This is a genomic window from Oceanidesulfovibrio marinus (assembly GCF_013085545.1).
GTDB classification, from domain to species: domain Bacteria; phylum Desulfobacterota; class Desulfovibrionia; order Desulfovibrionales; family Desulfovibrionaceae; genus Oceanidesulfovibrio; species Oceanidesulfovibrio marinus.
Map to the genome: position 1 here is coordinate 3,946,064 of NZ_CP039543.1, position 21,655 is coordinate 3,967,718.

The following is a 21,655-nucleotide window of genomic DNA, read 5'->3' on the forward strand; positions in this document are numbered from 1 at the left end:
GAGTTCAGTTCGGCCTGCGCCTGTGGTAGAATGAAGCACGTGTTGGCGAAGACTGTCCGGCCGAGCGCCGGACCAGTCTGTCCATCCGCGGCCTGTTCGCCGCATGGGCGTAGTGCGCCCGACTGCTGTAAAGAGATACTGGCAAGGAGTGGAATTGCCATGACTGATAGCCATTTTACCTTCGAGCTCAGCGACGACGAGAAGCAGTACCTGCTTGACGTCGCCCGGCTGTCCATCCGCCGTTCCCTGGGCATGGAGCAGGGGGCGGGGCTTCCGGAGCCGCCCAGCGCGCGGCTTACCGAGAAGTTCGGCGCCTTCGTGACGCTGAAGAAGCGCAACTCCCTGCGTGGCTGCATCGGCCACATCGTCGGCGATGCGCCGCTCAACGAGACCATCTACCGCATGGCCCACTCGGCGGCCTTCGAGGACCCGCGCTTTCCATCGCTTGCGGAGTCCGAGTACCGTGAGTTGTCCATTGAGATCTCCGTGCTCAGCGAGCTGACGCCGTGTCCCGATCCGGAGCAGATCGTGGTGGGACGCCACGGCCTTTTGATGCAGCAGGGCATGCATCAGGGCCTGCTGCTGCCCCAGGTGCCTGTGGAGTGGGGCTGGACCCGGGAGCAGTTTTTGGCCCAAACCTGCGGCAAGGCGGGCATGCCCGCCACTTGCTGGCGCGACCCGCAGACCCGGATTTTCTGGTTCGAAGCGGCTATTTTCGGCGACTGATCAGTGTCCGTGGAAAAAGGGGCCGCCAATCGGCCCATGTATCTCTACCTGCTGCTGCTTACGGTGGCCGGCGCGGTAGGTCTGCAAGGTTGGCGCACCCTCATCAACAACTTCGCCGTGGACACAGTGGGGCTGAACGGCTTCCAGTTCGGCCTGGTGCAGTCCATACGCGAGATACCGGGCTTCCTGTCGCTGCTCGTCATCTACCTGCTCATCCTCTTCCGGGAGCACAGGCTGGCGGCCTACGCCGCGGTTGTTCTGGGCATTGGAGTGGTATCCACGGGGTACATGCCGTCGTTCTCCGGCATCATCGTGGCCACGACAGTCATGTCCATTGGCTTCCATATCGCCGAGACCCTGAACCAGTCCCTGACGCTGCAGTACTTCGGCCCGGCCAAGGCCGCGGTGGTGTTCGGCCGGCTGCGTGGCGTGGCCTCAGTCTGCAACCTCGTGGTGGGCGCGGTCATCTTCGTGCTCGCGGACATGCTGGACTTTACCTGGCTCTTCATGGCCATCGGCTGCGTGGCCATCGCCATCGGCCTGTACTGCCTGCGGCTCAACCCGACCATCGAGGGGCTGACGCCGCAGCGCAAGACCATGGTCTTCAAAAAGCGCTACTGGCTGTTCTACGCGCTGACCCTCTTTGCCGGCGCGCGGCGGCAGATATTCACGGCCTTTGCGGTGTTCCTGCTGGTGCAGAAGTTCCATTACTCGGTGCAGTGGGTCACGGCGCTGTTTTTCATCAACAACGCGGTGCTCATGTGGGCCGGCCCGGCCATCGGCCGCTGGGTATCCCGCTTCGGCGAACGCCGGATGCTGACCATCGAATACTCCGGCCTGGTCGTGATCTTCCTGGTCTACGCCTTCACTGACAGCGCCATCCTGGCCGGGGCCATGTACGTGGCGGACCACTTGCTCTTCAACTTCTCCATGGCCATCCGCACGTACTTCCAGAAGATCGCGGACCCGGCGGACATCGCGCCGTCCATGGCCGTGGGCTTCACCATCAACCACATCGCAGCGGTGCTCATCCCGGTGTTGGGCGGCATACTGTGGCTCACCCACTACCGCTGGGTGTTCATCGGCGCGGCCTGTCTCTCCGTGGTCTCGCTCTGCCTGGCGCAGCTCACAGGTGCGGACGGAAAGCCGTTCTCCGAATCGGAAACGTGATCAATGAAGGTTTTCAAGGCGTGCTTGAACACGGAATGCGTTTCGCTTACAAGCAGTCACATCGGATAAACGTATAGCCCCTGGACGGATATGCGCTACCATTTTTCCCTGCTCCTGGCCCTCGGTTTCTTCTGCGTCGCGGCCGTCGTGTTCACGGCGCCTGCTTTTGCGCAGGAGATCAAGCCCTTGGAACCACAACAGCAACCCTCCAAGGGTACGGAAAAGCCTGCCCCCACCAAGACCTCGCGGCGCGGCACGCCGGTTACCGTGCAGCATGACGGCGAGGACGAGCTGGGCGCGCGTCTTGCCCTCAAGCTCAAGGAAACGTTGAACAGCTCCTCGCTGTTCGATGTGAGCGACAAGGACGAGAAGAAGCTCAAGGTCATCATCAAGACCATGCGCGAGTTCGAGGGACGGCCCAACTCCAGCTCCATTTACTCCCTGGTCTGGGTGTACTCCGAGAGTGAGGCCACGCTGAAGTACTTTCTCGATACGCAGATCGGTCTGATCAACGAGGGCGAGCTGGAGAGCACGGCGGAAGCCATTGCCGCGGCCACGGAGAAAGTGGGCGCGCGCTACTCCTATCTCTTTGAATAAACTCGACGGTTGCGGATCGTATGTCCAAGATTCTGGTCATTGACGACGAGGAATCCATACGCCTCACGTTCAGCGCGTTTCTGGAACGTGAAGGCCATACGGTGCTCATGGCCCGGGGCTATGACGATGCCCTGAGCCTGCTGGACGCAGAGCCCGACCTCGTCTTCGTGGACATCCTGCTCGACTCCCTGTCGGGCATGGAGATTCTCAGGTATATCCGCGACCGCGGTCTGCTGTGCCTTGTGGTCCTGGTAACCGGGGAGCCCAGCCTGGAAACCGCGACCCAGGCCCTGCGTCTGGGCGCCTACGACTACCTCCAGAAGCCGGTCAACAAGGTATCCCTGCTGCATGTGACCCGGCAGGCGCTGCGGCTCAAGAAGCTGCAGGACGAGAAGCGCGCCTTGCAGGCCGAGCGCACCTCCCTGCGCCTCCATCTGGAAGCGGTGTTCCGCTCCGTACCGGAAGCGATCATCACCCTCAATCTGCAGGGCAAGATCATCCAGGCCAACCGCGGCACTGTCGACGTCTTCGATCTCCAACCTGATGAGCTTGAGGGTACGGACTACAAGGAATCCCTCGGCCATTTCCACGAGGCTTTCACCCATCTGGTGGGCGAGACCCTGCGCCTGCGCAAGCACGTGCGGGAGTTCCGCATCGAGTTCCGGGACGGCGGCGGGGACCCACGCACGGCCGTGCTCGACGCCTCACCCCTGGTGGACAGCGATGACAACTTCCTGGGCGTGGTCCTGGTTGTGCGCGACATCTCCCGCATGGCCGGCCTGGAGCGCGAGCTGAAACAGCGCCGCAGCTACAGCAACATCGTGGGCAAGAGCAGCCGCATGCGCGAGATCTTCGCCCTGATGGAGGACCTTTCCCGCACGGACACCACCGTGCTCGTGACAGGCGACTCTGGTACCGGCAAGGAGCTGGTGGCCGAGGCGCTGCACTACTCCGGCCCCCGCGCTGGCAAACCCATGGTGCGGGTCAACTGCTCAGCCCTGTCGGAAAATCTGCTTGAAAGCGAGCTCTTCGGCCATGTTCGCGGCGCCTTCACCGGAGCCGTGCGCGACAAGGTCGGCCGGTTCCGCCTGGCCCACGGCGGCACCATCTTCCTCGACGAGATCGGCGACATCTCCTCGCGCATCCAGCTCAAGCTTCTGCGGGTGCTGCAGGAAAAGGAGATCGAGCGCGTGGGCGACACCGCCACCATGAAGGTGGACGTGCGCGTGGTGGCCGCCACCAACCAGAATCTGCGCGAAAAAGTCATGCTGGGGGAGTTCCGCGAAGACCTCTTCTACCGGCTCAAGGTGGTGGAGATACAGCTGCCGCCGCTGCGCGAAAGGCGCGACGACATCCCGCTGCTCATCGACCACTTTGTGCGCGCCTTCAATCTGGAGATGGGCCGGCACGTCAGCGGCCTTACCGAGGAAGCGCGCTCGGCCCTGATGAACTACCCCTGGCCGGGCAACATCCGCGAGCTCAAACACGCCATCGAACACGCCTTTGTCCTCTGCCGCGGCCAGACCCTGGAGGTCAACCACCTGCCGGCGGAGGTCTTCCATCCCCTGGACATCCTTTCCCGCGTGGCATCCCCGGGCGAACGCAGCGTAGACCGCGCTGCGCTGCAGAACGCCCTGGAGCGCTCCGGCGGCAACAAGGCCAAGGCGGCCCGTATTCTGGGTGTCAGCAGGCAGACCATTTACAGAAAGATACGCGAGTTCGAGATCGCGTAACGTTTTAGTGGCGCAAAAAGTGTCACTGTTACGTCACACCGGCGTGACATGTGACAGTTTTTGTTGTGCGTTTTGCTGCGCAAATAGTGTATAACAGTCGAAAATGATGGCTTAAATAATAAAACATGTGGATTCTTGCTGTTGGTATGAAGTTTGATACTTGAATTTGTAGTTCATGTGCCTTATCACTAACCATGTCGCTGCCGGCGCGTATGCGAGTCGTCAATGAGTATGAAAGTCGAGTCAGCGTTCGAGCATTTCACGGGGAGCGGCTTCGAGGTCGCCCTGAAGCGGGAAGCAGGATTCGTTCTGCTTGCCTGTCTCCGTCAGGAGCACGAGATGCGGGACCAGGAAGACTCGCTCCGCGAGGTGGCCAGACAGTATGATGGGCAGCTCAAGGTCTGGATTCTCGATGACCACGGACAGGATAAATTTCATGTGCAGCACCGTGTTATGGGAACTCCGACGTACCTGCTGTTCAAGAACGGCGCCGAGAAGGACAGAGTGCTCGGCAAGCTGAGCTGCGAAGGGCTCCTGGAGTTTGTTTCCAGAAACCTGGACTGACAGCCGAGGTAGACTGACCAGACTAAGTATACACATCGTCATCATTTCCGGAGACTCTCCGGTAGATATTGAGCGGCTCACGTTTTCCTTTGGATTGCCCCCCAGATAAGCCAGGGATTCATGATGGGCCGCTCTTTTTTTGGATAGCCCGGGGACCAAGTCTCCGGGCTTTTTTTGATGCGCAGGCCGCTTCCTGTGGAAAACCTGAGAAAATCGAGGCAACGCCTGGCCTGCCGGTCATGAATGGAGTCGGCTGGACTCCGTGGGGCGGCAATTGGCTGCGGTGCTCCGCCTCCCGATAATGCAAAAGAAAAGGCGCCCTGGATTCGGAGCGCCTTCATTGCGTGTATGGGGTGGGTACGGCCTACAGATTGGCGGCGTGGGCCATGGAGCGCTGCGCCTCGTGCGTTTTGCCCAGGCTGTCGAAGGCGCGCGCCAGCTCTACCCAATAGGGCTTCTTGTCCGGTCGCAGGGCCACGCTCTGACTCGCCAGCACCTTGGCGATCTCGGGGTCCTCGCCGCTGTCCAGGTAGAGCCGCGCCATGAGGTGCAGGGAGAAGGCGTCTTTTGGGTCGTGCACCAGCGCCTCGTGCAACAGCTCCCGCGCTTCCTCCAGCCGGTTCTGCTTGAAGGAGAGCCGGGCCAGATGGCGGCGGGTCACGCCGCGTCCGCCGTCCAGCAGGGTGGCGCGGTTGTAGTAGCGCCTGGCCAGCCCCAGCTTGCCTTCGGCCTCGGCCACCTGGCCCAGTCGCACCAGGCTGAAGAGGTGCTTTGGGTCTTTCTTCAGGCAGCGGCGGTAGGCGTCCTTGGCCGCTTCCAGCGCGCCCATCTTCTGGCAGACGTAGCCCAGGTTGTAGCGCGCCATGAGGTTGCCGCGCTCGCGGGCCAGCACCGTGTCGAAGCGGTCCCGCGCCTCGGCCAGGCGGCCTATGCGCGCCTCGCACACACCCAGGGAGTTGAGCGCCAGCGTGTTGGACTCGTCGGCCAGGAGCGCCAGCTTGTACTCCTCCAGCGCGCCGTACAGATCGCCGTTGCTGAAGAGCTTGTCCGCGGCAATGGTCAGTGCCAGGGAGCCGAAGGTGCCCAGCCGCGGCGCATCCAGCAGCAGCGCAAAGTCCAGCGCCTTGCGGCTGTTCTCCACGATGTCGGACTTGTGGTAGGTCAGGAACGGGTAGCCGGCGATGCCCACAGCGGCTTCCAGGCCGTGCGCGTCCGCCAGCTGCTTGTGGAAGGAGCGGAAGAGCGGCAGCGACTGCTCCACGCTGCGTTCCGGGATGAAGAAGACCAGGCTGTTCATGCTGAACCGGCCGCCGATGACCTCCGGACCGAAGAGCTCGCGCGCCAGGCCGGCGGCCTCGCCCACCACCTGCTCGGCGTGGGTGTGGAACGCCTCGGAGCCCTGATCCTCCACGGCGGAGAGCCGCACGAGCGCCACGCTGAACTGCGAGAGACGCTCGCTGGCCGCGCGCATGCGCTGCAGGAAATCGCGATACATGTAGAGACCGGTGATGGTGTCCTTCTCGCCGCCGGCCTCGTCGCCGTCGCCTGTGCCGGCGTTCTGCCCCTTGAGCAGGGTGAGCCGGTCGCCGGGCTCGATGCCCCAGCTCGGGTCGCCCTGGTGCATGATCTCGGCCAGGGACTCCTCGGGCGACGCCTCCATGATGATGATCTCGCCCTTGTAGCGGGGCTGGCTGCCGTCCTGCGGCGCAGACCACGCCAGGTAGCGCTGGCCCTCCTTGACGCCCACGGACTGGCCCAGGCTGACCACGAGGCGGTTCATGGTCATGGTGTGCATGACCCAGCCGCCTTGCTCCAGGATGCGGCTGAAGGGCATGGGCTCGTCGCTCTCCAGCTGGATGGCGGTACGCGCGGCGCGTGCAGCCTTTGCCTGAAGGATGCGCGCCTGCTCGGCGGTCTCGCGCTCAAACACGGCCCCGTCCATATCCTGCGGGAAGAGGGCGAACCCTGCGCGGACCGTGGGGGAGACGGCCGTGTCCGTCAGCTCGTGGGTGAGCTCCTGCGCCCGGATATCGGCCATGAGCGTTTCAGCCAGGGAGCGGCAGGCGCCGAACCCGCCTTCCGGCACGAGGATGGAAAAATCGTATGGTGCGGTGCGCGAGGCTATGGATGTCTGCGGCGCGGCGGCGTGTATGGCCTCGCCTGCCGCGGCGGTCAGCTTGTCGGCAAAGATGTGGCCAAACCGGCTGATGATCCGGCGCATGCCCGTGAGCCGGATGGTGACCACGCCCAGGCCGGCGCGGTGATTGTCGCCATTGAGCTGGCGTCCGGCCCCGCACTCCGGCTTGAGCGAGCAGACCACGGCGTCCACCTCGCGCTCCAGGGCGGCGTAGAAGTGGTGCGGCTCCAGCAGCCCGGTGAGCGGGTCGCACATGGAAAGCTTGCGCAGATGCAACGTTTCCAGCACCAGGCCGGCAATGGCCGGCGCCTTGGCGAGCATGGTCTTGGGCGCCTTGAAGCGCACCCCACGCGCCACGAAGACCCCCAGGAACTCGTCCTGGTGGATCAGCGGCACCAGCAGCTTGCGCTCGTCCGGCAGGTGCAGCGCCTTGCCGCCGTCCTCTGGCGACATCCCGGCAGGAATGGCCTGCGGGAAGTACAGGGAGGAGGACTTGAAGGCGAGCAGGGTGGCGAAGGATTCCCGCACGAAGACCTCGTTTTCCACAAGGTCGTGACGTGAGAGCCGGGCCGCGGTCGGGCATGTGCATGGGAAAACGTGGTTCATGGAACTCGCGGTTACCACATATTAGAAAATCTCTCAATAATTTCTAAGATGGCTTGCCGCAAAGAAATACGTTGCGGACCAGCTCAGGAGCTAGGCTCCGAGAATCCGGGAGGCAGATTGCTGCCGGAGCCGGACGGGGCGGGGGCTCTGCCGCCACGGGGCTGCGGCGGTGCAGAAGACCGCGGCGTGGTCGGCGGCTCGGAAAATCCAGGCGGCAACCCGCCGTCGGAAGTGGATCGGCTGAAGTTTCCGGCCGGTTCGGCGGCCGGATATGGCGGGGACGTTTGCGAACCCTGCGCGCCGGGCGATTCCGAAAAGCCGGGGGGCAGGTCGCTGCCGGGCTGGGTAGGGTATTCCTGGCCGCCCTGATATCCGGGTGAGGACGCGCTGCCTTCGTACCCATGACCCTGCGCCGGGCCGTATCCCTCATATCCGCCAGGGCCGGGGTGCCTGGAGCCGGGCCGGTTCAGGTCGATGTCCAGGCCACGGGCGGCGGCCTCGTCAATGTACGAGCCGGACGCGATGCGCACCGCGCCGGCCGGCTGCACGATGATGGCGCGTTGGGCGCGCACCGGGCAGTTGTGCTCGCAGAATCCGCAGCCGGCGCAGCGCCGCTCGTCCACAAAGGGCACGGCCACCGGATTTCCCTCCACGCGCTCCAGGTGGATGGCGTCGTAGGGGCAGACTTCGTCGCAGACCACGCACTGGCGCTGCTCCTCCCAGGCCAGGCACTTGTGGCGCAGGATACGCGCCGTGCCCAGCTTGGCGTGCTGTTTCTCGGCCAGGGGCAGGGGCCGCAGGGCTCCGGTGGGGCAGAGGTGGCCGCAGGCGTTGCAGGTGGTCTCGCACGGGCCGCGCGTGGGCTCCAGAACCGGGCTGAAGACACCGGCCAGGCCGGCGGCAAACCATATGGGCTGGATGGTGTTGGTGGGGCAGCCGATCATGCACTCGCCACAGCGCACGCAGCGGGCCAGGAAGTCCGGCTCGGGCAGCGCGCCGGGCGGTCGCAGGGTGTAGCGCTGCTCTGGATCGCCCTTGCCCTCGGCCGTGAGCGGGCTGGCGAGGTCCGTGTAGGCGAGCAGGGCCGTGCCGGCGCCGACCACGCCGGTGAGCAGGAAGGTCCGCCGGGGCACCCTGGCCTCGGGCGGAGAGGGGACATTGCCGCGCGAGGGCGGCGGGCTCCCGGAGTCACCTCCCTTGATCTTAGTAGTCGCGACATTGTCAGCGGTTGCGGGGCGTTGCTTCAGGGGGGCATCGGCAGGGCCATCATCCGACTGGACTCCTGCCTGCTCCGCCTGTCCGGAGACCGGGAAGGTGATGGCCGCGACCGGGCAGATGCGCTCGCATGTTTCGCAGGAAATGCACTCGCCATGGCGCGTGTCGTGCGGATCGGCCGGGATGGCGTTCATGGGGCAGCGCTTGCGGCACAGCCCGCACTCGATGCAGGCGTCGGAAACGCGGCGGCGGATAATGGGCTTGCGGCCGAAGATGGAGAAGATTGCTCCGGCCGGGCAGAGGTAGCGGCACCAGAACCGCGGGGCGAGCAGGCCCGGCAGAAAGACCGCGCCGGCCATGGCCAGCAGGAAGAGCTGCGTGCCGAAGCGGTCGTAGGTGATTTTGAGGTAGTAGATGGAGCCCGCGTCCAGAGAGGCGGCCAGGGGACGCGCGGCGTCCAGCCCCAGCCACGCCGCAACCTGGACCAGCGGCATGAGCAGGAGGCCGAAAAAGCGCGTTACCAGCGGGATGGGCGCGGCGATAAAGACCAGGGAGACGCCCAGCAGCGCGGCGCCCAGGATGAGCGCGAGAACGTGGTACTTCACCCGGCGCAGGCCGGTGCGCGCGGGCCGGCCCAGGGGAGAAGCGCGGCGCCTGGCCGTGGCGCGATCGGCCAGGTCCACGCAGGTTCCCAGCGGGCATATCCAGCCACAGAAGAAGCGGCCGGCAACGAGGGTGATTGCCAGAAAGAGGAGCGCCGGGATGAAGGCGATCCAGAACGCGCCGTCCAGGACGCGGCCGGAAAGGAGCGTGCCCGCCAGGACCATGGGGTCCATGCGCAGGTAGAGGTCGGCCGGCCCGAACAGGGGCAGACCTGCCCAGAGCAGCAGGACCACGAACAGCGCCAGGCTGAGGCCCTGGGCGGCCGTGCGCCAGAAGCGGGAACGCGCGCGCCGCGGCGATGGAGATTTGCCGGAAGGCTTCAGACCTCGACCTCCCTGACCTTCATACTCGCGACGTCCATGGGACCGAGGCCGCGGTCATGGGCCGCGCGGATGTGGCCCACCTGGTCCGGCCGGATGCGCCGGCCGTACCACTCGAAGCGGGAGACGGTCATGGCGTCGGCCGCCACCACGTTGCGCGAGGCGATGACGGTGTTCTCGTTGAGCACGAGCCCCGGCCCATACGGCCCGTTGGTGGAGAGTACGCGGGTGGCGTCCACCACGGCGAGGTCGGCCGCGAGCTTCGTGTTCAGGTCCACAATGGCCTGGTCCAGGTTGTAGCGGTAGTGCATCACGCCGCGGTCCCAGATAAGGCCCATCATGCCCTTCATGGACAGGGAGACGCCGGTGGAGCCGTGGGACTTGGCCACGGGCGCGGCGATGAGCACGTCCGCCTCCAGCACCTCGCGCATGAAGGCGTTGTCGCGCATCTCCTCGCCCTGGTCGATGGGTGCTTCCACGTAGAAGGTCGAGTCCTCCAGGCCCAGAACGCGGGTGTTGGGAATGGCGCTGCACGCCGCCTGGATCTCGCTGCGCTCCAGACAGGCCTCGGCGCGGCTCAAGGGATGGTCGAGGACGAATATCTCCTCCGCGCCTGCCTCCCGGCACATGGCCACCAGCGCGCTGACCACCTCGGGGTGGGTGGTGGTGCCCTTGTCTGGCGCCTGGGGGAAGCTCATGTTCGGCTTGATGGCCACCTTCTGGCCGGGCTTGACCACGCTCTGCATGCCGCCCAGGAGCTCCACGGCTGCTCGTGTGGCCGCGGCCGGCGCGCCTTTGGCTATGGCCACGTCCAGCTCGTCCGCACTGGTCACTGCATCCTGGGCCATGGCCGAGAGCGGTGCGGCAACGGTGGAGCCGGCGGCGAGCCAGAGCGCGCCGTGCATCTGCCACTTGAGGAATTCTCTGCGTCGCATGGATACGTCCTATTGGGGCTTGTGATGAGGCTCTAATGACGACGGCCGGCAACGGACCGAACGCCGACGGCGATACAGGCGCACTGCGCCGGGATCACGAACTCGTGGTTCCTGTCTCCAGGATACCTGTGTGGGACGCCGCCGACAAGATGCGGCCGGAAAAAGAGGGAAGAATTATCAGCGCCGTCGCGGCACGCGCCGCATGGTGGTTCTGGAGCCCAGATACTTCATCCAGACCTTGCCGGTGGCCGTATGGAAAAAGAGCTTGCGGCCGCGGTTGCCCTGCACGGACTCGGCAGTGGGCACGAGCCCCAGCTTTTTGAGCGCCAGCCGCGCCATGGCCACGTTCTTTGCACCCACGTCCACGATCTCGCGGACGTTTTTCTTTTCCTCGGAAAGCAGGCTGAAGGCGCCGCCGAAGAGTTTGACCTCCAGGCTGGAAGGCTTCACGCCGCGGGCCGCGAACTTGGCGATGACACACTGGATGGCCGTATCCACGAACTTGCAGGTGTCCAACGGCGGGTTGGGCATGGTGCAGCAATCGTCGCGCTTGCGGAACAGCTCGTTGGTGCTTTCTGGCAGCATGGCGTGGAACATGCCGGCGAGCCTGGGCCTGGGGCAGAAGAAGGTGACGGAAACACATGATCCCAGCACGGTGGCGATGAGGCAGTCCTTTTCCGTGACCATGCATTCGCTGATCTTGAGGTGCTTCAGGGGGAGGCCGGAATCGAGTAGAGCCTTGGGCGTGTCGTCGTCGGATGGAGTGGCGGCGTGGGGGCGGGACGGCTGCGTCACGTACTGCTCTCCATTCGTTGTCCGCCCCGGTATTCCCTGATGAGCGATTCGGCCCGGGAGGCGAGGCTGGCGAACTCCGGCTTGGTGATCTGGTCGTCCGCGCCGACGGAAAGGCCCTTGTGCCGCTGGTCGTCGCGTATGAGCGAGGAGAAGAGGATGACCGGAAGGTTGAGGCTGGGGTTTTGCTTGACGTTCTTGGTCAGGGTGTATCCGTCCATTCGCGGCATCTCGATGTCGGAGACGAGGATGTCCACGGGCGACCCCTCGTTGCGGAGCCGGGTTAGGGTCTCCAGCGCTTCCATGCCGTCGTTGACGGTGGTCACGCTGTAGCCGGCGGCCTCCAGGTGCTGGCGGATGATGAATCGCAGGGCCGTAGAGTCGTCAGCGACCAGGGCGGAGTACCCGGCGCCGATGGTCTGTACCTCTGCACCCACGTTCACGTTCTGGTTGTCGGGATCGAGCTCGGCCAGAATCTTTTCAAGGTCGAGCATGAGCACGAAATGGTCGCCGAGCTCCACAAGGCCGGTGATGCAGTTGGACTGCAGGGCAGCGACATAATGGTTGGGCGGCATGATCTCGCTCCAGCTGACGCGATGGATCATGGTGACGCCGGAGACCAGAAAGCCAGTGACGACGCCGTTGAACTCGGTGACGAGGATGGCTTCGTGCTCGACCTGGACGCGGTCGATATTCAGCCACACGCCAAGATCGAGCACGGGCAGCATGTGCTCCCGCAAGGGGATGGTGCCCATGAAACATGGGTCGACGGCGGATTTACCGGAAACGAGACCGGGGCTTTCCACAACCTCCAGGACCTTGGCGACGTTGACGCCAAAAAAGTCCCGCACGACCTCGCCAGTCTCGGGGTCGCGTTCGTCAATATAGAACTCAATGAGGTTGAGTTCATTTGACCCGGTTTCCAGAAGGATTTCGCTGCTATCCAAAGTGCTCAGCAATCCTTCGACGCCGGTAGCCTGCGTCTAGCTGACGTTGATGACTTCCTTGAGCTCTTTGCCCGCGCGGAAGGAGGGCAGCTTTTTGGGCGGCACTTCCACGCTCTGGCCTGTTTTGGGGTTACGGCCGGTGTACCCCTTGTAGCTCTTGATCTTGAACGAGCCGAAGCCGCGGATCTCTACGCGTCCGTCCTCCAACAGGGCGTTGCGGACGGAATCGAAGAACATTTCCACAAACATGGTGGATTCTTCGGTCGAAATGTTGTTTTCCTCGGCCAGTTCCTTGACGAGTTCGCTCTTGTTCATACTCCCCCCGCGTTTGTAGCCAGCAGTTTTGCTCTGCTTGATGCAAACAGTTCCGTACAGCGCCGATCGAGTGCCCCCCCAGGCTGCGGGCGATGCTGCACACCTACCGTAAAAATCTATTCCAATATACCTTATCCAGTCAGTAAGCTGATCCTAAACCGAAGGCACCAAAAAGACAAGAGTTTTTGTATGACTGTAGGGTCGTTTTGCCAGATACTCACGACCGGGGCGGTTCCGGCAGGGAAAGCGTACATTCCAGACCTTTGTCGGCGACCGGAGTCAGGCTCAGACGGCCCAGGTTCTTGTTCGCGGCCAGCCGCGCTATAGGCAGGCCGAATCCCGCACCCATGGGCGCCCGCACATGGAACGGCGTAAACAGGAAGTCCAGCTCCTCGGGACGCGGCGGCTCCCCAGTGTTGAAGAAGACTACCTCCATGTAGCGTTCGTCCCGGGGGTCGGGCTGCGTGGTGACGGTGATGGCGGCCTCGCCGCCGTCCGGGGGCGCGGCAATGTTCTCCAGCCCGTCGAGCAGCAGGTGCTTGAAGGCCGTGAACACGTCGCGCCGGTCGGCGTAGGCCATGCATCGGGAAGGGTCGATGTCCACGTGCACCGGAAAATCGCCGGTGTGCTTGGCGCGCACGTACTCCACGGCTTCGTCCATCAGGACTTTCAGATCTAGAGATTCGCGGCGGGCGTCCTCCCTGTACATGTCCATGTACTCGCTCACGTCGGCCACGAGTTTTTCCAGCCGTTTGCTCTCGTCCAGAATGGCGCGCAGCGCGTCCATGTCCGGGCTTTCGGGTTCTATGGCTTTCTGCAGCTTGCGGGTGTAGCCGCCGATGACCATGAGCGGGTTGCGCAGCTGGTGGGCGATGCCTCGCACGACCTCGCGGTCGCACTTGGTGGTGGAGTCCAGGTAGGCGTCCGTGGCGATGAGCACGCAGAGGTCCACCAGCTTGTCCGTCACAGCCTGGGCGTCGTCAAACTCCTTGCCGTCCACCTCCTCGCGCACCACCTGCCGGCAGAAGATGCGCATAAGGGAGTAGGCCAAGTTGATGTAGCGCTGGTCGATGTTCAGCCGGACGTGGATGACTCCGCTCTTCCAGAGGTAATCCATGAGCTCCTCGTCCGGCCCGTTGGAAAAAAGCATGTCAAAGGTGGTGGACCAGTTGTTCTTGATGACCTTGGGCCAGGTATCGTGGGAGAGGATGGACTTGGTCTCCGGAATCTGGATGAAGTACTCATACAGGTAGTCGGCGAAGTCGTGCTTGTGCTCGATTATTTTCTGAGCAAAAGGAGCGAGCACATCGATTGCGCCGTTGTCGAGGCCCAGCTTTTCGCGAAAAAAGGAAAGGCGGGTCAGGGGGGCTTCCGCAGGAGTTTTGATATCGATTGGTTTGCCTTCCATACTGATTTTCTCGGCGGTCATGCGTTTGCGGCTCCGTGGTTCAGGGAGTGGGAGTATAGCCACATACAATCATTTTTATCAGAGTTGACCGGTTAAAGGAAGCCGTCACATCATCTTCGCTTGCGCCCCGAAGGGCGAGGGGCTATCAGCTGGAACGATACGCGCCAAATATGGCGCCATCCTGTCTATAAAGAAGAGGAGCAAGGCATGGCGGATACGCCGCGCATAACCACGGTGCTTATCGATTTCGGCGGCGTGATCGCCGAGGAAGGTTTCGTCAATGGTCTTAAGGGCATGGCCGATGTACAGGGGCTGGACCCGGACGCAGTGTTCCACGAGGCCGTGGAGATCATGTACGGCTGTGGCTATCTGGTGGGGCTGGCCCCGGAGCACGTGTTCTGGAACGAGCTGGAAAAGCGCGCCGGCCTGAACGGCGACATGCAGGCCAAGCGCGAGAAGCTCTTGTCCGGCTTTATCGTGCGGCCGCGCATGCTGGAGATCGTCTCCATGCTTGCGGCGCAGGGACGCACCGTGGCCATGCTCAGCGACCAGACCGACTGGCTGGACGAGCTCAACAAAAAGTACGACGTATTTCCGTACTTCCATCGCGTGTTCAACTCCTTCCACGAGGGTATGAGCAAGCGGCAGCCGGAATTCTTCCATCACGCGCTGCAGGAGCTGGGCGCAACGCCGCAGGAGACGCTGTTCATCGACGACTCCACGCAGCACGTGGCGCTGTCCCGGACTCTGGGCCTCACCGCCATCCACTTCGACTCCGTGGTTCAGATGGAAAAGGAGCTGTCGGAAATATGCCCGGACATGCGGCCGCTGCTGGAACAGCCGCCATACTGCCGGCCTTGACAGTGCGATTCGCAGGGGCTAACAATCCTTCGCAGCCATGATTGCGACTGTTTACCATACCACCCTCCGTCATTCCCGGGCCGGGAAGCGCGCCATGGCCGACGGCCTAGCCCTCCTCCTATGGGGGCTTTCCTAGTCCAAGCCCCTACGATCTCGTATCCTTCATAAGAAGGGCGCATTGCGGCGCCCTTGGCATGCGCATAATATGACGCGCTAGAGCACCGCTGCATCCAACGGCGGTACGCGCAACTCGTATCAAATAAGCAGAAGCACACGAGGAGGGTCAGACCATGTCCGACCGCGTAATCATTTTCGACACCACCTTGCGTGACGGGGAGCAGTCCCCCGGCGCAACCATGAATCATAAAGAGAAGATCCGTCTGGCGCGCCAGCTGGAAAACCTGGGCGTGGACGTGATCGAGGCCGGGTTCCCGGCCGCCAGCCAGGGCGACTTCGAGGCCGTGCGCGACATCGCCGCCACGGTGAAGAACTCCCAGGTGGCCGGCCTGTGCCGGGCCATGCCGTCCGACATCGACCGCGTCTGGGAAGCCATCAAGGACGCGGCGCATCCGCGCATCCATACGTTCCTCGCCACCTCGCCCCTGCACATGGAGTTCAAGCTGGGCAAGAGCCCGGACGAGGTCTTTGAGATGGCCGTGAAGGCCGTGAAGCACGCCAGACAGTACACGGACAACGTAGAGTTCTCGGCCGAGGACGCCTCGCGCTCCGACCGCGAGTTCCTGGCCAAAGTGGTGGAGGCCGTCATCGACGCTGGCGCAACCACCGTGAACATCCCGGACACCGTGGGCTACGCCATGCCCGAGGAGTTCGCGGACCTCATCCGCTACCTCGTCGAGACCGTGCCTAACAGCGACAAGGCCGTGTTCAGCGTGCACTGCCACAACGACCTGGGCCTGGGCGTGGCCAACACCCTGGCTGCCATCCGCGCAGGCGCCCGGCAGGCCGAGGTCACGCTCTCCGGCATCGGTGAGCGCGCCGGCAACGCCGCTCTGGAAGAGCTGGTCATGGCGCTGCATACCCGCGAGCCGTACTACGGCCTGACCACCAACGTGAAGACCGAGCAGCTTTTCCCTTCGTGCCGGCTGCTCTCCATGATCATTGGCCAGCCCATTCCGCCGTACAAGGCCATCATCGGCACCAATGCCTTTGCCCACGAGTCCGGCATCCACCAGCACGGCATGCTCAAGGACCGCCGGACCTACGAGATCATGACCCCAGCCTCGGTGGGACGCGAGAAGACCGAGCTGGTGCTGGGCAAGCACTCCGGCCGCCACGCCCTCAAGTCCAAGCTGGAAGAGCTGGGCTACAACCTGGAAGACGAGGCCATGGGCCAGGTCTTCGAGGCGGTCAAAGGGCTTGCGGACAAGAAGGAGCGCGTCTACGACGAGGACATCGAGGCCGTGGTCCTGGAGCGCATCTACCGCATTCCGGACAAGTTCCGTCTCACCAATCTCTCCGTGCTCGCCGGCACCATCCCGCCTTCGGCGGCCGTGGTCATGGACGTGGACGGCGAGGAGCGCCGCGAGGCCACCTTCGGCGTGGGCCCTGTGGACGCCACATTCAACGCCATCGATAAAGTGACGGGCCGTACCCCCGAGCTCATGAGCTACACGGTCAACGCCATCACCGGCGGGGCCGACGCCCAGGGCGAGGTCACGGTCCGCATACAGGAAAAAGGGTGCGCCGCTGTCGGCCGCGGCGCCGATCCGGATATCATTGTCGCCACCGCCAAGGCGTATCTGAACGCCATGAACCGGCTGGCCAAGAAGGAGGAGGACAAGGAATGCGCCGTACGTTAACCGAAAAACTGCTGGCCGCGCACGCGGTATCCGGCGAGGCCAAGACCGGCTCCATCGTCCAGTGCAGGGTGGATCTGGCTCTTGCCAACGACATCACCGCGCCGCTGGCCATCAAGAGCTTCCGCGCCATGGGCGCCACCAAGGTGTTCGACAAGAACAAGATCGCCCTGGTCATGGACCACTTCACCCCGAACCGGGACATCGCCTCGGCCGAACAGGTCCGCGGCGTGCGCGAGTTCGCCAAGGAGATGGGCATTGTCCATTACTACGAAGGCGGCGACTGCGGTGTGGAGCACGCGCTCCTGCCCGAGCTGGGCCTTGTGGGACCGGGCGACGTGGTTGTGGGCGCGGACAGCCATACCTGCACGTACGGCGCTCTCGGCGCCTTCGCCACCGGCATGGGCTCCACGGATGTGGCCGGGGCCATGGTTCTGGGCGAGACGTGGTTCAAGGTGCCGGACGCCATCCACGTGACCATTACCGGCGCGATGGGCCCCTGGGTGGGCGGCAAGGACCTCATCCTCCAGGTCATCGGCGAGATCGGCGTGGCCGGCGCGCGCTACTGCGTTATGGAGTTCGACGGTCCCGTCATCGAGGATCTTTCCATCGAGGGCCGCATGACCATGGCCAACATGGCCATCGAGGCGGGCGGCAAGGCCGGCCTTTTTGCGGCCGACGACAAGACCCTGGCCTACTGCGCCGCGCACAACCGGCCCAACGCCGAGAAGATCGCGGCCGACCAGGGCGCGGAGTATCAGCGCGAGGTCACCATCGACGTGACCGGCATGAGCCCTCGCGTGGCCGTGCCGCATCTGCCCGAGAACGTGAAGGGCGTGGAGGAGTGCAAGGGCACGACCATCCAGCAGGCCGTCATCGGCTCCTGCACCAACGGCCGCATCGAGGACCTGCGCGAGGCAGCCGCTGTGCTGGGCGGCCGCAAGGTCTCCAAGAATGTGCGCGCCATCATCCTGCCGGCCACGCCGGCCATCTGGAAGCAGGCCATGGACGAGGGGCTCTTCACCGTGTTCATGGACGCCGGCTGCGTGGTGGGCCCGCCCACCTGCGGTCCCTGCCTGGGCGGCCACATGGGCATCCTCGGCAAGGGCGAGCGCGCCATTTCCACCACCAACCGCAACTTCAAGGGACGCATGGGCCATCTGGAGAGCGAGGTCTACCTCGCCGGTCCGGCCGTGGCCGCGGCATCCGCCGTTGCCGGCGAGATCGTCCACCCCGACGCCCTGTAATCGGGCCTGCAAGGAGAACAGACCATGACCGCACCCATACGCGGCACGGCCCACACCATGGGCCACCATATCGATACAGACGCGATCATCCCCGCGACCTACCTCGTGTCCACCGATCCCATCGAGCTCGGCAAGTACTGCATGGCAGGCATGGACCCGGACTGGGTCAACCACGTGGAGGAAGGCGACATCATCGTGGCCGGCGAGAACTTCGGCTGCGGCTCCTCGCGTGAGCACGCGCCCATCGCCATCATCGGCGCGGGCGTCAAGGCCGTCATCGCCAAGAGCTTTGCGCGCATCTTCTACCGCAACGCCTTCAACATGGGCCTCCTTCTGCTCGAAGTGGGCGACGCCGTGGACAAGATCAGCCAAGGCGACACGCTCTCCATCGATCCGGCCGCCGGCACCATCACCGACGAGACCACCGGCGAGAGCTTCAAGTTCGCGCCCGTGCCGCCGTTCATGCAGGAGATTCTGAACAAGGGCGGCCTGGTTGGCTACGTGAGCGACCGCCTGGAGTCCCAGGCCGGGTAGCATGCGCACCAGCTCGGACTGCTTTGCCTGCTTCATGGAGCAGGCCGCGCGCGGCGCCTGGCAGATTGCACCGGACGATACGGCCCTGCGCGAGCGGCTCGTACGCCAGATGGCGGAGCTGCTCGCCGGGGCCGACCTCGACCGGCCGCCGCCGGACCTGGCCGCGGAGTATTACCCCGTGCTCACGGAAGCCAACGGCGGCGCGGATCTTTTTGCCGGGCACAAGGAACAGGCCAATACCCGCGTGCTGGCCCTGCTGCCGCAGCTTGAGACGTACGTGCAGGGCTCGGACGATCCCCTGCGCGCCGCGCTGGGGCTTTCTCTCGTAGGCAACTACATCGACGCCGGCGTCGGCATCGAGTACGACTGGGAGCACGCCCTGGAAGCGGAGAAGGACGCGCCCTGGGGCCGGGACGCCTACCCGGCGTTCCGGGAGCGGATCGCACCCGGCGCCAAGGTGCTCATCCTGGGCGACAACGCCGGCGAGATCGGCCTGGACACCCTGCTGGTCAAGGAGCTTGCGAGCCTCGGGGCCGAGGTGGCCTACGCTGTGCGGGAAACACCCGTGCTCAACGACGCCACCATGGAAGACGCGGAGATCGTGGGCCTGACCCGGCTGTGCCGGGTGCTCTCATCCGGCTCCGACGCGCCGGGAGCCGTGCTGGGCCGCCTCAACCCGCAGACCAGACTGCTCATGGACGAGGCCGACGTGCTCCTCTCCAAGGGGCAGGGCAACTTCGAGTCCCTGGAAGGCCGCATGGGCAACGTCTTCTTCGCACTCAAGGCCAAGTGCCGTGCGGTAGCGCTTGCGCTCGACGTGCCTCAGGGAAGCTCGGTTTTCGTGCATTATGAATGAACAGACTTGAGCATACGCCGGAAGGCGGTGTATGTTCAGTGGAATATAAGGAGAAATCATGCGTATTCGTTTGTGCCTTATTCCGGGCGACGGCATCGGCCCGGAAATTGTGAATCAGGCCGTGAAGGTGCTGGACAACGTTGCGGCCCGTTTCGGCCACGAGGTCGAGTACTCCAAGGCGCTGCTCGGCGGCGTGGCCATCGATGAGACCGGCGTGCCCCTGCCGGACGAGACCGTGGAAAAGTGCAAGGCGTCCGACGCCGTGCTGCTGGGCGCCGTGGGCGGTCCCAAGTGGGACAACATCGAGAAGGCCATCCGGCCGGAGCGCGGCCTGCTGGGCATCCGCAAGGCCCTGGGCCTGTTCGCCAACCTCCGCCCGGCCACACTTTTCCCGGAGCTTGCCGGCGCCTCCTTTCTGCGGCCCGAGATCACGGCCAAGGGTCTGGACGTCATGGTCATCCGCGAGCTCACCGGTGGCATCTACTTTGGCGAGCCCAAGGGTGAGGACACCGTGGACGGCGAACGCCGCGCCTTCAACACTATGGTCTACCGCGAGAGCGAGATCCGGCGTATCGCGCGCCTGGGCTTCGAGACCGCGCGCCGTCGCTCCAACCGCCTGACCTCCGTGGACAAGGCCAACGTGCTGGACGTCTCCCAGCTCTGGCGCGAGGTCGTTCTGGAAGTCGCCAAGGAGTACCCGGACGTGGAGCTGGACCACATGTACGTGGACAACGCGGCCATGCAACTCGTGCGCGATCCCTCGCAGTTCGACGTTATCGTCACCGGCAACCTTTTCGGCGACATCCTCTCGGACGAGGCGGCAGCCATCACCGGCTCTTTGGGCATGCTCCCCTCGGCCTCGGTGGGCGAAAGCGGCCCCGGCCTGTTCGAGCCCATCCACGGCTCGGCCCCGGACATCGCCGGCCAGGACAAGGCCAACCCCCTTGCCACCATCCTCTCCGTAGCCATGATGCTGCGCCATGCGTTCGACCTTCCGGAGGAGGCCACGGTCATCGAGAATGCCGTGCAGGCCGTGCTCAAGGAAGGCCTGCGCACCGGCGACATCATGGAGCAGGGCAAGCAGCTCCTGGGCTGCACCGCCATGGGCGACGCGGTGGTGGAACGCATGAAGTAGGACAGGTACATGACAGCACTCGAGTCGCCGTCTCACCTGAGCTTCCTCGGACAGTTCCTGCTGCGCAGGGGCATCGTTTCCGAGGAGCAGCTTCTCGCGGCTGTCTATTACCAGAAGGACGTCAACGAACTTATCGGCGACATCGCGGTGCGGCGGCAGTATCTCACCCCGGATGACGTCGAGGCCATACTGCAGGCGCAGCGCGATTCCGAGCTGCCCTTCGGACAGATAGCCGTGGACCAGGGACGCCTCTCCCCGCAGCAGCGGGAATCCCTGGTCCAGGCCCAGGCCATGGGCTACGTCTTCCTGGGCGAGGCGCTGCTGGCCAAGGGCTTCATCACGGCGGATACGTTTATCGAGGCCATCAACGAGTTCACCCGCATGGAGCGCGCCCTGGCCTCCTGCAACCGGGACGTGCTGTTCTGCTCCGAGCACCGGCACCTGTTCCTGGACATGGTGGACTCCATGCGTGTGGCCATGCAACGCACCGCCGGCGTGGTCATGAAGCTGGGCCGGCTCAGCCGTCCGGGCGACGTGAACGCGCTGTTCAACGACGGGCTGCGCGCAGACGCCGGGTTCCGCCTGGATCTGCGGTTGCTTGCCGGTCTGGTGCTGCACTTCTGGGTGTTCTTTCCGGACGACCTGGCCCGGAAGATACTCCATGCGCCGGCGCCGCGGCCCGGACGCCTGGGCATGTGGTCCCAGAACGGTGCGGACGAGAACCTGGGCAATAGAGGCTCCTGCCCAGGGAAGCCAGGTGCCAGGGCTCTGGCTGATGCGGTCCCGGCCGATGCCGCGGCTTCGGGGATAGAGCAGCAGGGCTCGTGGAGCGAGCTGGCCGGCGTGTTTGTGGCCGGTGTGCGCGAGCGCCTTACCAGCCGTGACTACAATGCCTTTTCCGCCACGGCGCGGTGGGTGCGCGCCATCCAGGAAAAAGACGCCATGGATGGTGCGCTGCTGGTGAATCTGGAGTGCCCGGAGGGCGTCTTCAACGCCGGGTTCATTGTGGAAGACGCCGGCAGGGATGCCCAGAGCGGTGTGGACGAGCACGATTTCGAACCATCTTCTTAAAATCAC

19 protein-coding genes are annotated in these 21,655 nt (G+C 64.2%); 12 read left to right on the forward strand and 7 right to left on the reverse strand.

Annotation, left to right across the window (positions count from 1 at the left end):
* The first annotated feature begins 159 nt into the window (after positions 1-159).
* From amrA to E8L03_RS17395, 5 genes are all read left to right on the forward strand, one after another.
* The gene (gene amrA, locus E8L03_RS17375) at positions 160-726 is read left to right on the forward strand and encodes an AmmeMemoRadiSam system protein A (protein WP_171268034.1); all 567 of its coding nucleotides are present in this window, start codon (positions 160-162) and stop codon (positions 724-726) included.
* A gap of 36 nt (positions 727-762) precedes the next feature.
* Positions 763-1,896 carry an MFS transporter gene (locus tag E8L03_RS17380; protein ID WP_171268035.1) on the forward strand — a complete coding sequence of 378 codons (1,134 nt, stop codon included), beginning with the start codon at positions 763-765 and terminating at the stop codon, positions 1,894-1,896.
* 90 nt (positions 1,897-1,986) lie between these two features.
* Positions 1,987-2,493 carry a hypothetical protein gene (locus E8L03_RS17385; RefSeq protein ID WP_144305197.1) on the forward strand — a complete coding sequence of 169 codons (507 nt, stop codon included), beginning with the start codon at positions 1,987-1,989 and terminating at the stop codon, positions 2,491-2,493.
* Between the two features lie 20 nt (positions 2,494-2,513).
* Entirely contained in the window at positions 2,514-4,226 is a 1,713-nt protein-coding gene (locus tag E8L03_RS17390) for a sigma-54 dependent transcriptional regulator (RefSeq protein ID WP_171268036.1), read from the forward strand.
* A 225-nt stretch (positions 4,227-4,451) separates the two neighbouring features.
* Positions 4,452-4,790 carry a thioredoxin family protein gene (locus tag E8L03_RS17395; protein WP_144305195.1) on the forward strand — a complete coding sequence of 113 codons (339 nt, stop codon included), beginning with the start codon at positions 4,452-4,454 and terminating at the stop codon, positions 4,788-4,790.
* A 364-nt stretch (positions 4,791-5,154) separates the two neighbouring features.
* Here the strand turns inward: E8L03_RS17395 and E8L03_RS17400 are convergent, their stop codons facing one another.
* From E8L03_RS17400 to E8L03_RS17430, 7 genes are all read right to left on the reverse strand, one after another.
* Entirely contained in the window at positions 5,155-7,533 is a 2,379-nt protein-coding gene (locus E8L03_RS17400; RefSeq protein ID WP_171268037.1) for a tetratricopeptide repeat-containing diguanylate cyclase, read from the reverse strand.
* A gap of 83 nt (positions 7,534-7,616) precedes the next feature.
* A complete protein-coding gene (locus E8L03_RS17405; protein ID WP_171268038.1) occupies positions 7,617-9,644 on the reverse strand; it encodes a 4Fe-4S binding protein in 2,028 nt (675 codons plus the stop codon).
* Positions 9,645-9,730: 86 nt separating this feature from the next.
* Positions 9,731-10,666 carry a DUF362 domain-containing protein gene (locus tag E8L03_RS17410; RefSeq protein ID WP_171268039.1) on the reverse strand — a complete coding sequence of 312 codons (936 nt, stop codon included), beginning with the start codon at positions 10,664-10,666 and terminating at the stop codon, positions 9,731-9,733.
* Positions 10,667-10,843: 177 nt separating this feature from the next.
* On the reverse strand, positions 10,844-11,461 hold the full coding sequence (locus tag E8L03_RS17415; protein WP_235896579.1) for a chemotaxis protein CheD: 618 nt from the start codon (positions 11,459-11,461) through the stop codon (positions 10,844-10,846).
* Positions 11,458-12,405 (reverse strand): chemotaxis protein, encoded by a 948-nt coding sequence (locus E8L03_RS17420; protein ID WP_144305191.1) that lies wholly within the window; start codon positions 12,403-12,405, stop codon positions 11,458-11,460. The genes E8L03_RS17415 and E8L03_RS17420 overlap by 4 nt, the downstream gene beginning before the upstream one ends.
* A gap of 36 nt (positions 12,406-12,441) precedes the next feature.
* The gene (locus tag E8L03_RS17425) at positions 12,442-12,720 is read right to left on the reverse strand and encodes an HU family DNA-binding protein (protein WP_144305190.1); all 279 of its coding nucleotides are present in this window, start codon (positions 12,718-12,720) and stop codon (positions 12,442-12,444) included.
* Positions 12,721-12,937: 217 nt separating this feature from the next.
* Positions 12,938-14,128, reverse strand: coding sequence for a protoglobin domain-containing protein (locus tag E8L03_RS17430; protein ID WP_171268040.1), 1,191 nt, complete (start codon positions 14,126-14,128; stop codon positions 12,938-12,940).
* Between the two features lie 207 nt (positions 14,129-14,335).
* Between E8L03_RS17430 and E8L03_RS17435 the strand changes: the two genes are divergently transcribed.
* From E8L03_RS17435 to E8L03_RS17465, 7 genes are all read left to right on the forward strand, one after another.
* Complete coding sequence (locus E8L03_RS17435) at positions 14,336-14,989, forward strand: HAD family hydrolase (protein WP_171268041.1); 654 nt, start codon at positions 14,336-14,338, stop codon at positions 14,987-14,989.
* A 290-nt stretch (positions 14,990-15,279) separates the two neighbouring features.
* A complete protein-coding gene (locus E8L03_RS17440; protein WP_144305187.1) occupies positions 15,280-16,809 on the forward strand; it encodes a 2-isopropylmalate synthase in 1,530 nt (509 codons plus the stop codon).
* Positions 16,794-18,053, forward strand: coding sequence for a 3-isopropylmalate dehydratase large subunit (gene leuC, locus E8L03_RS17445; RefSeq protein ID WP_144305186.1), 1,260 nt, complete (start codon positions 16,794-16,796; stop codon positions 18,051-18,053). The genes E8L03_RS17440 and leuC overlap by 16 nt, the downstream gene beginning before the upstream one ends.
* 24 nt (positions 18,054-18,077) lie before the next feature.
* Positions 18,078-18,587, forward strand: coding sequence for a 3-isopropylmalate dehydratase small subunit (locus E8L03_RS17450; protein ID WP_144305185.1), 510 nt, complete (start codon positions 18,078-18,080; stop codon positions 18,585-18,587).
* Between the two features lies 1 nt (position 18,588).
* On the forward strand, positions 18,589-19,443 hold the full coding sequence (locus E8L03_RS17455) for a damage-control phosphatase ARMT1 family protein (RefSeq protein ID WP_144305184.1): 855 nt from the start codon (positions 18,589-18,591) through the stop codon (positions 19,441-19,443).
* Between the two features lie 58 nt (positions 19,444-19,501).
* Complete coding sequence (gene leuB / locus E8L03_RS17460) at positions 19,502-20,578, forward strand: 3-isopropylmalate dehydrogenase (RefSeq protein WP_144305183.1); 1,077 nt, start codon at positions 19,502-19,504, stop codon at positions 20,576-20,578.
* A gap of 9 nt (positions 20,579-20,587) precedes the next feature.
* Entirely contained in the window at positions 20,588-21,649 is a 1,062-nt protein-coding gene (locus E8L03_RS17465; RefSeq protein ID WP_171268042.1) for a cyclic di-GMP-binding domain-containing protein, MshE-related, read from the forward strand.
* The last annotated feature ends 6 nt before the right edge of the window (positions 21,650-21,655 follow it).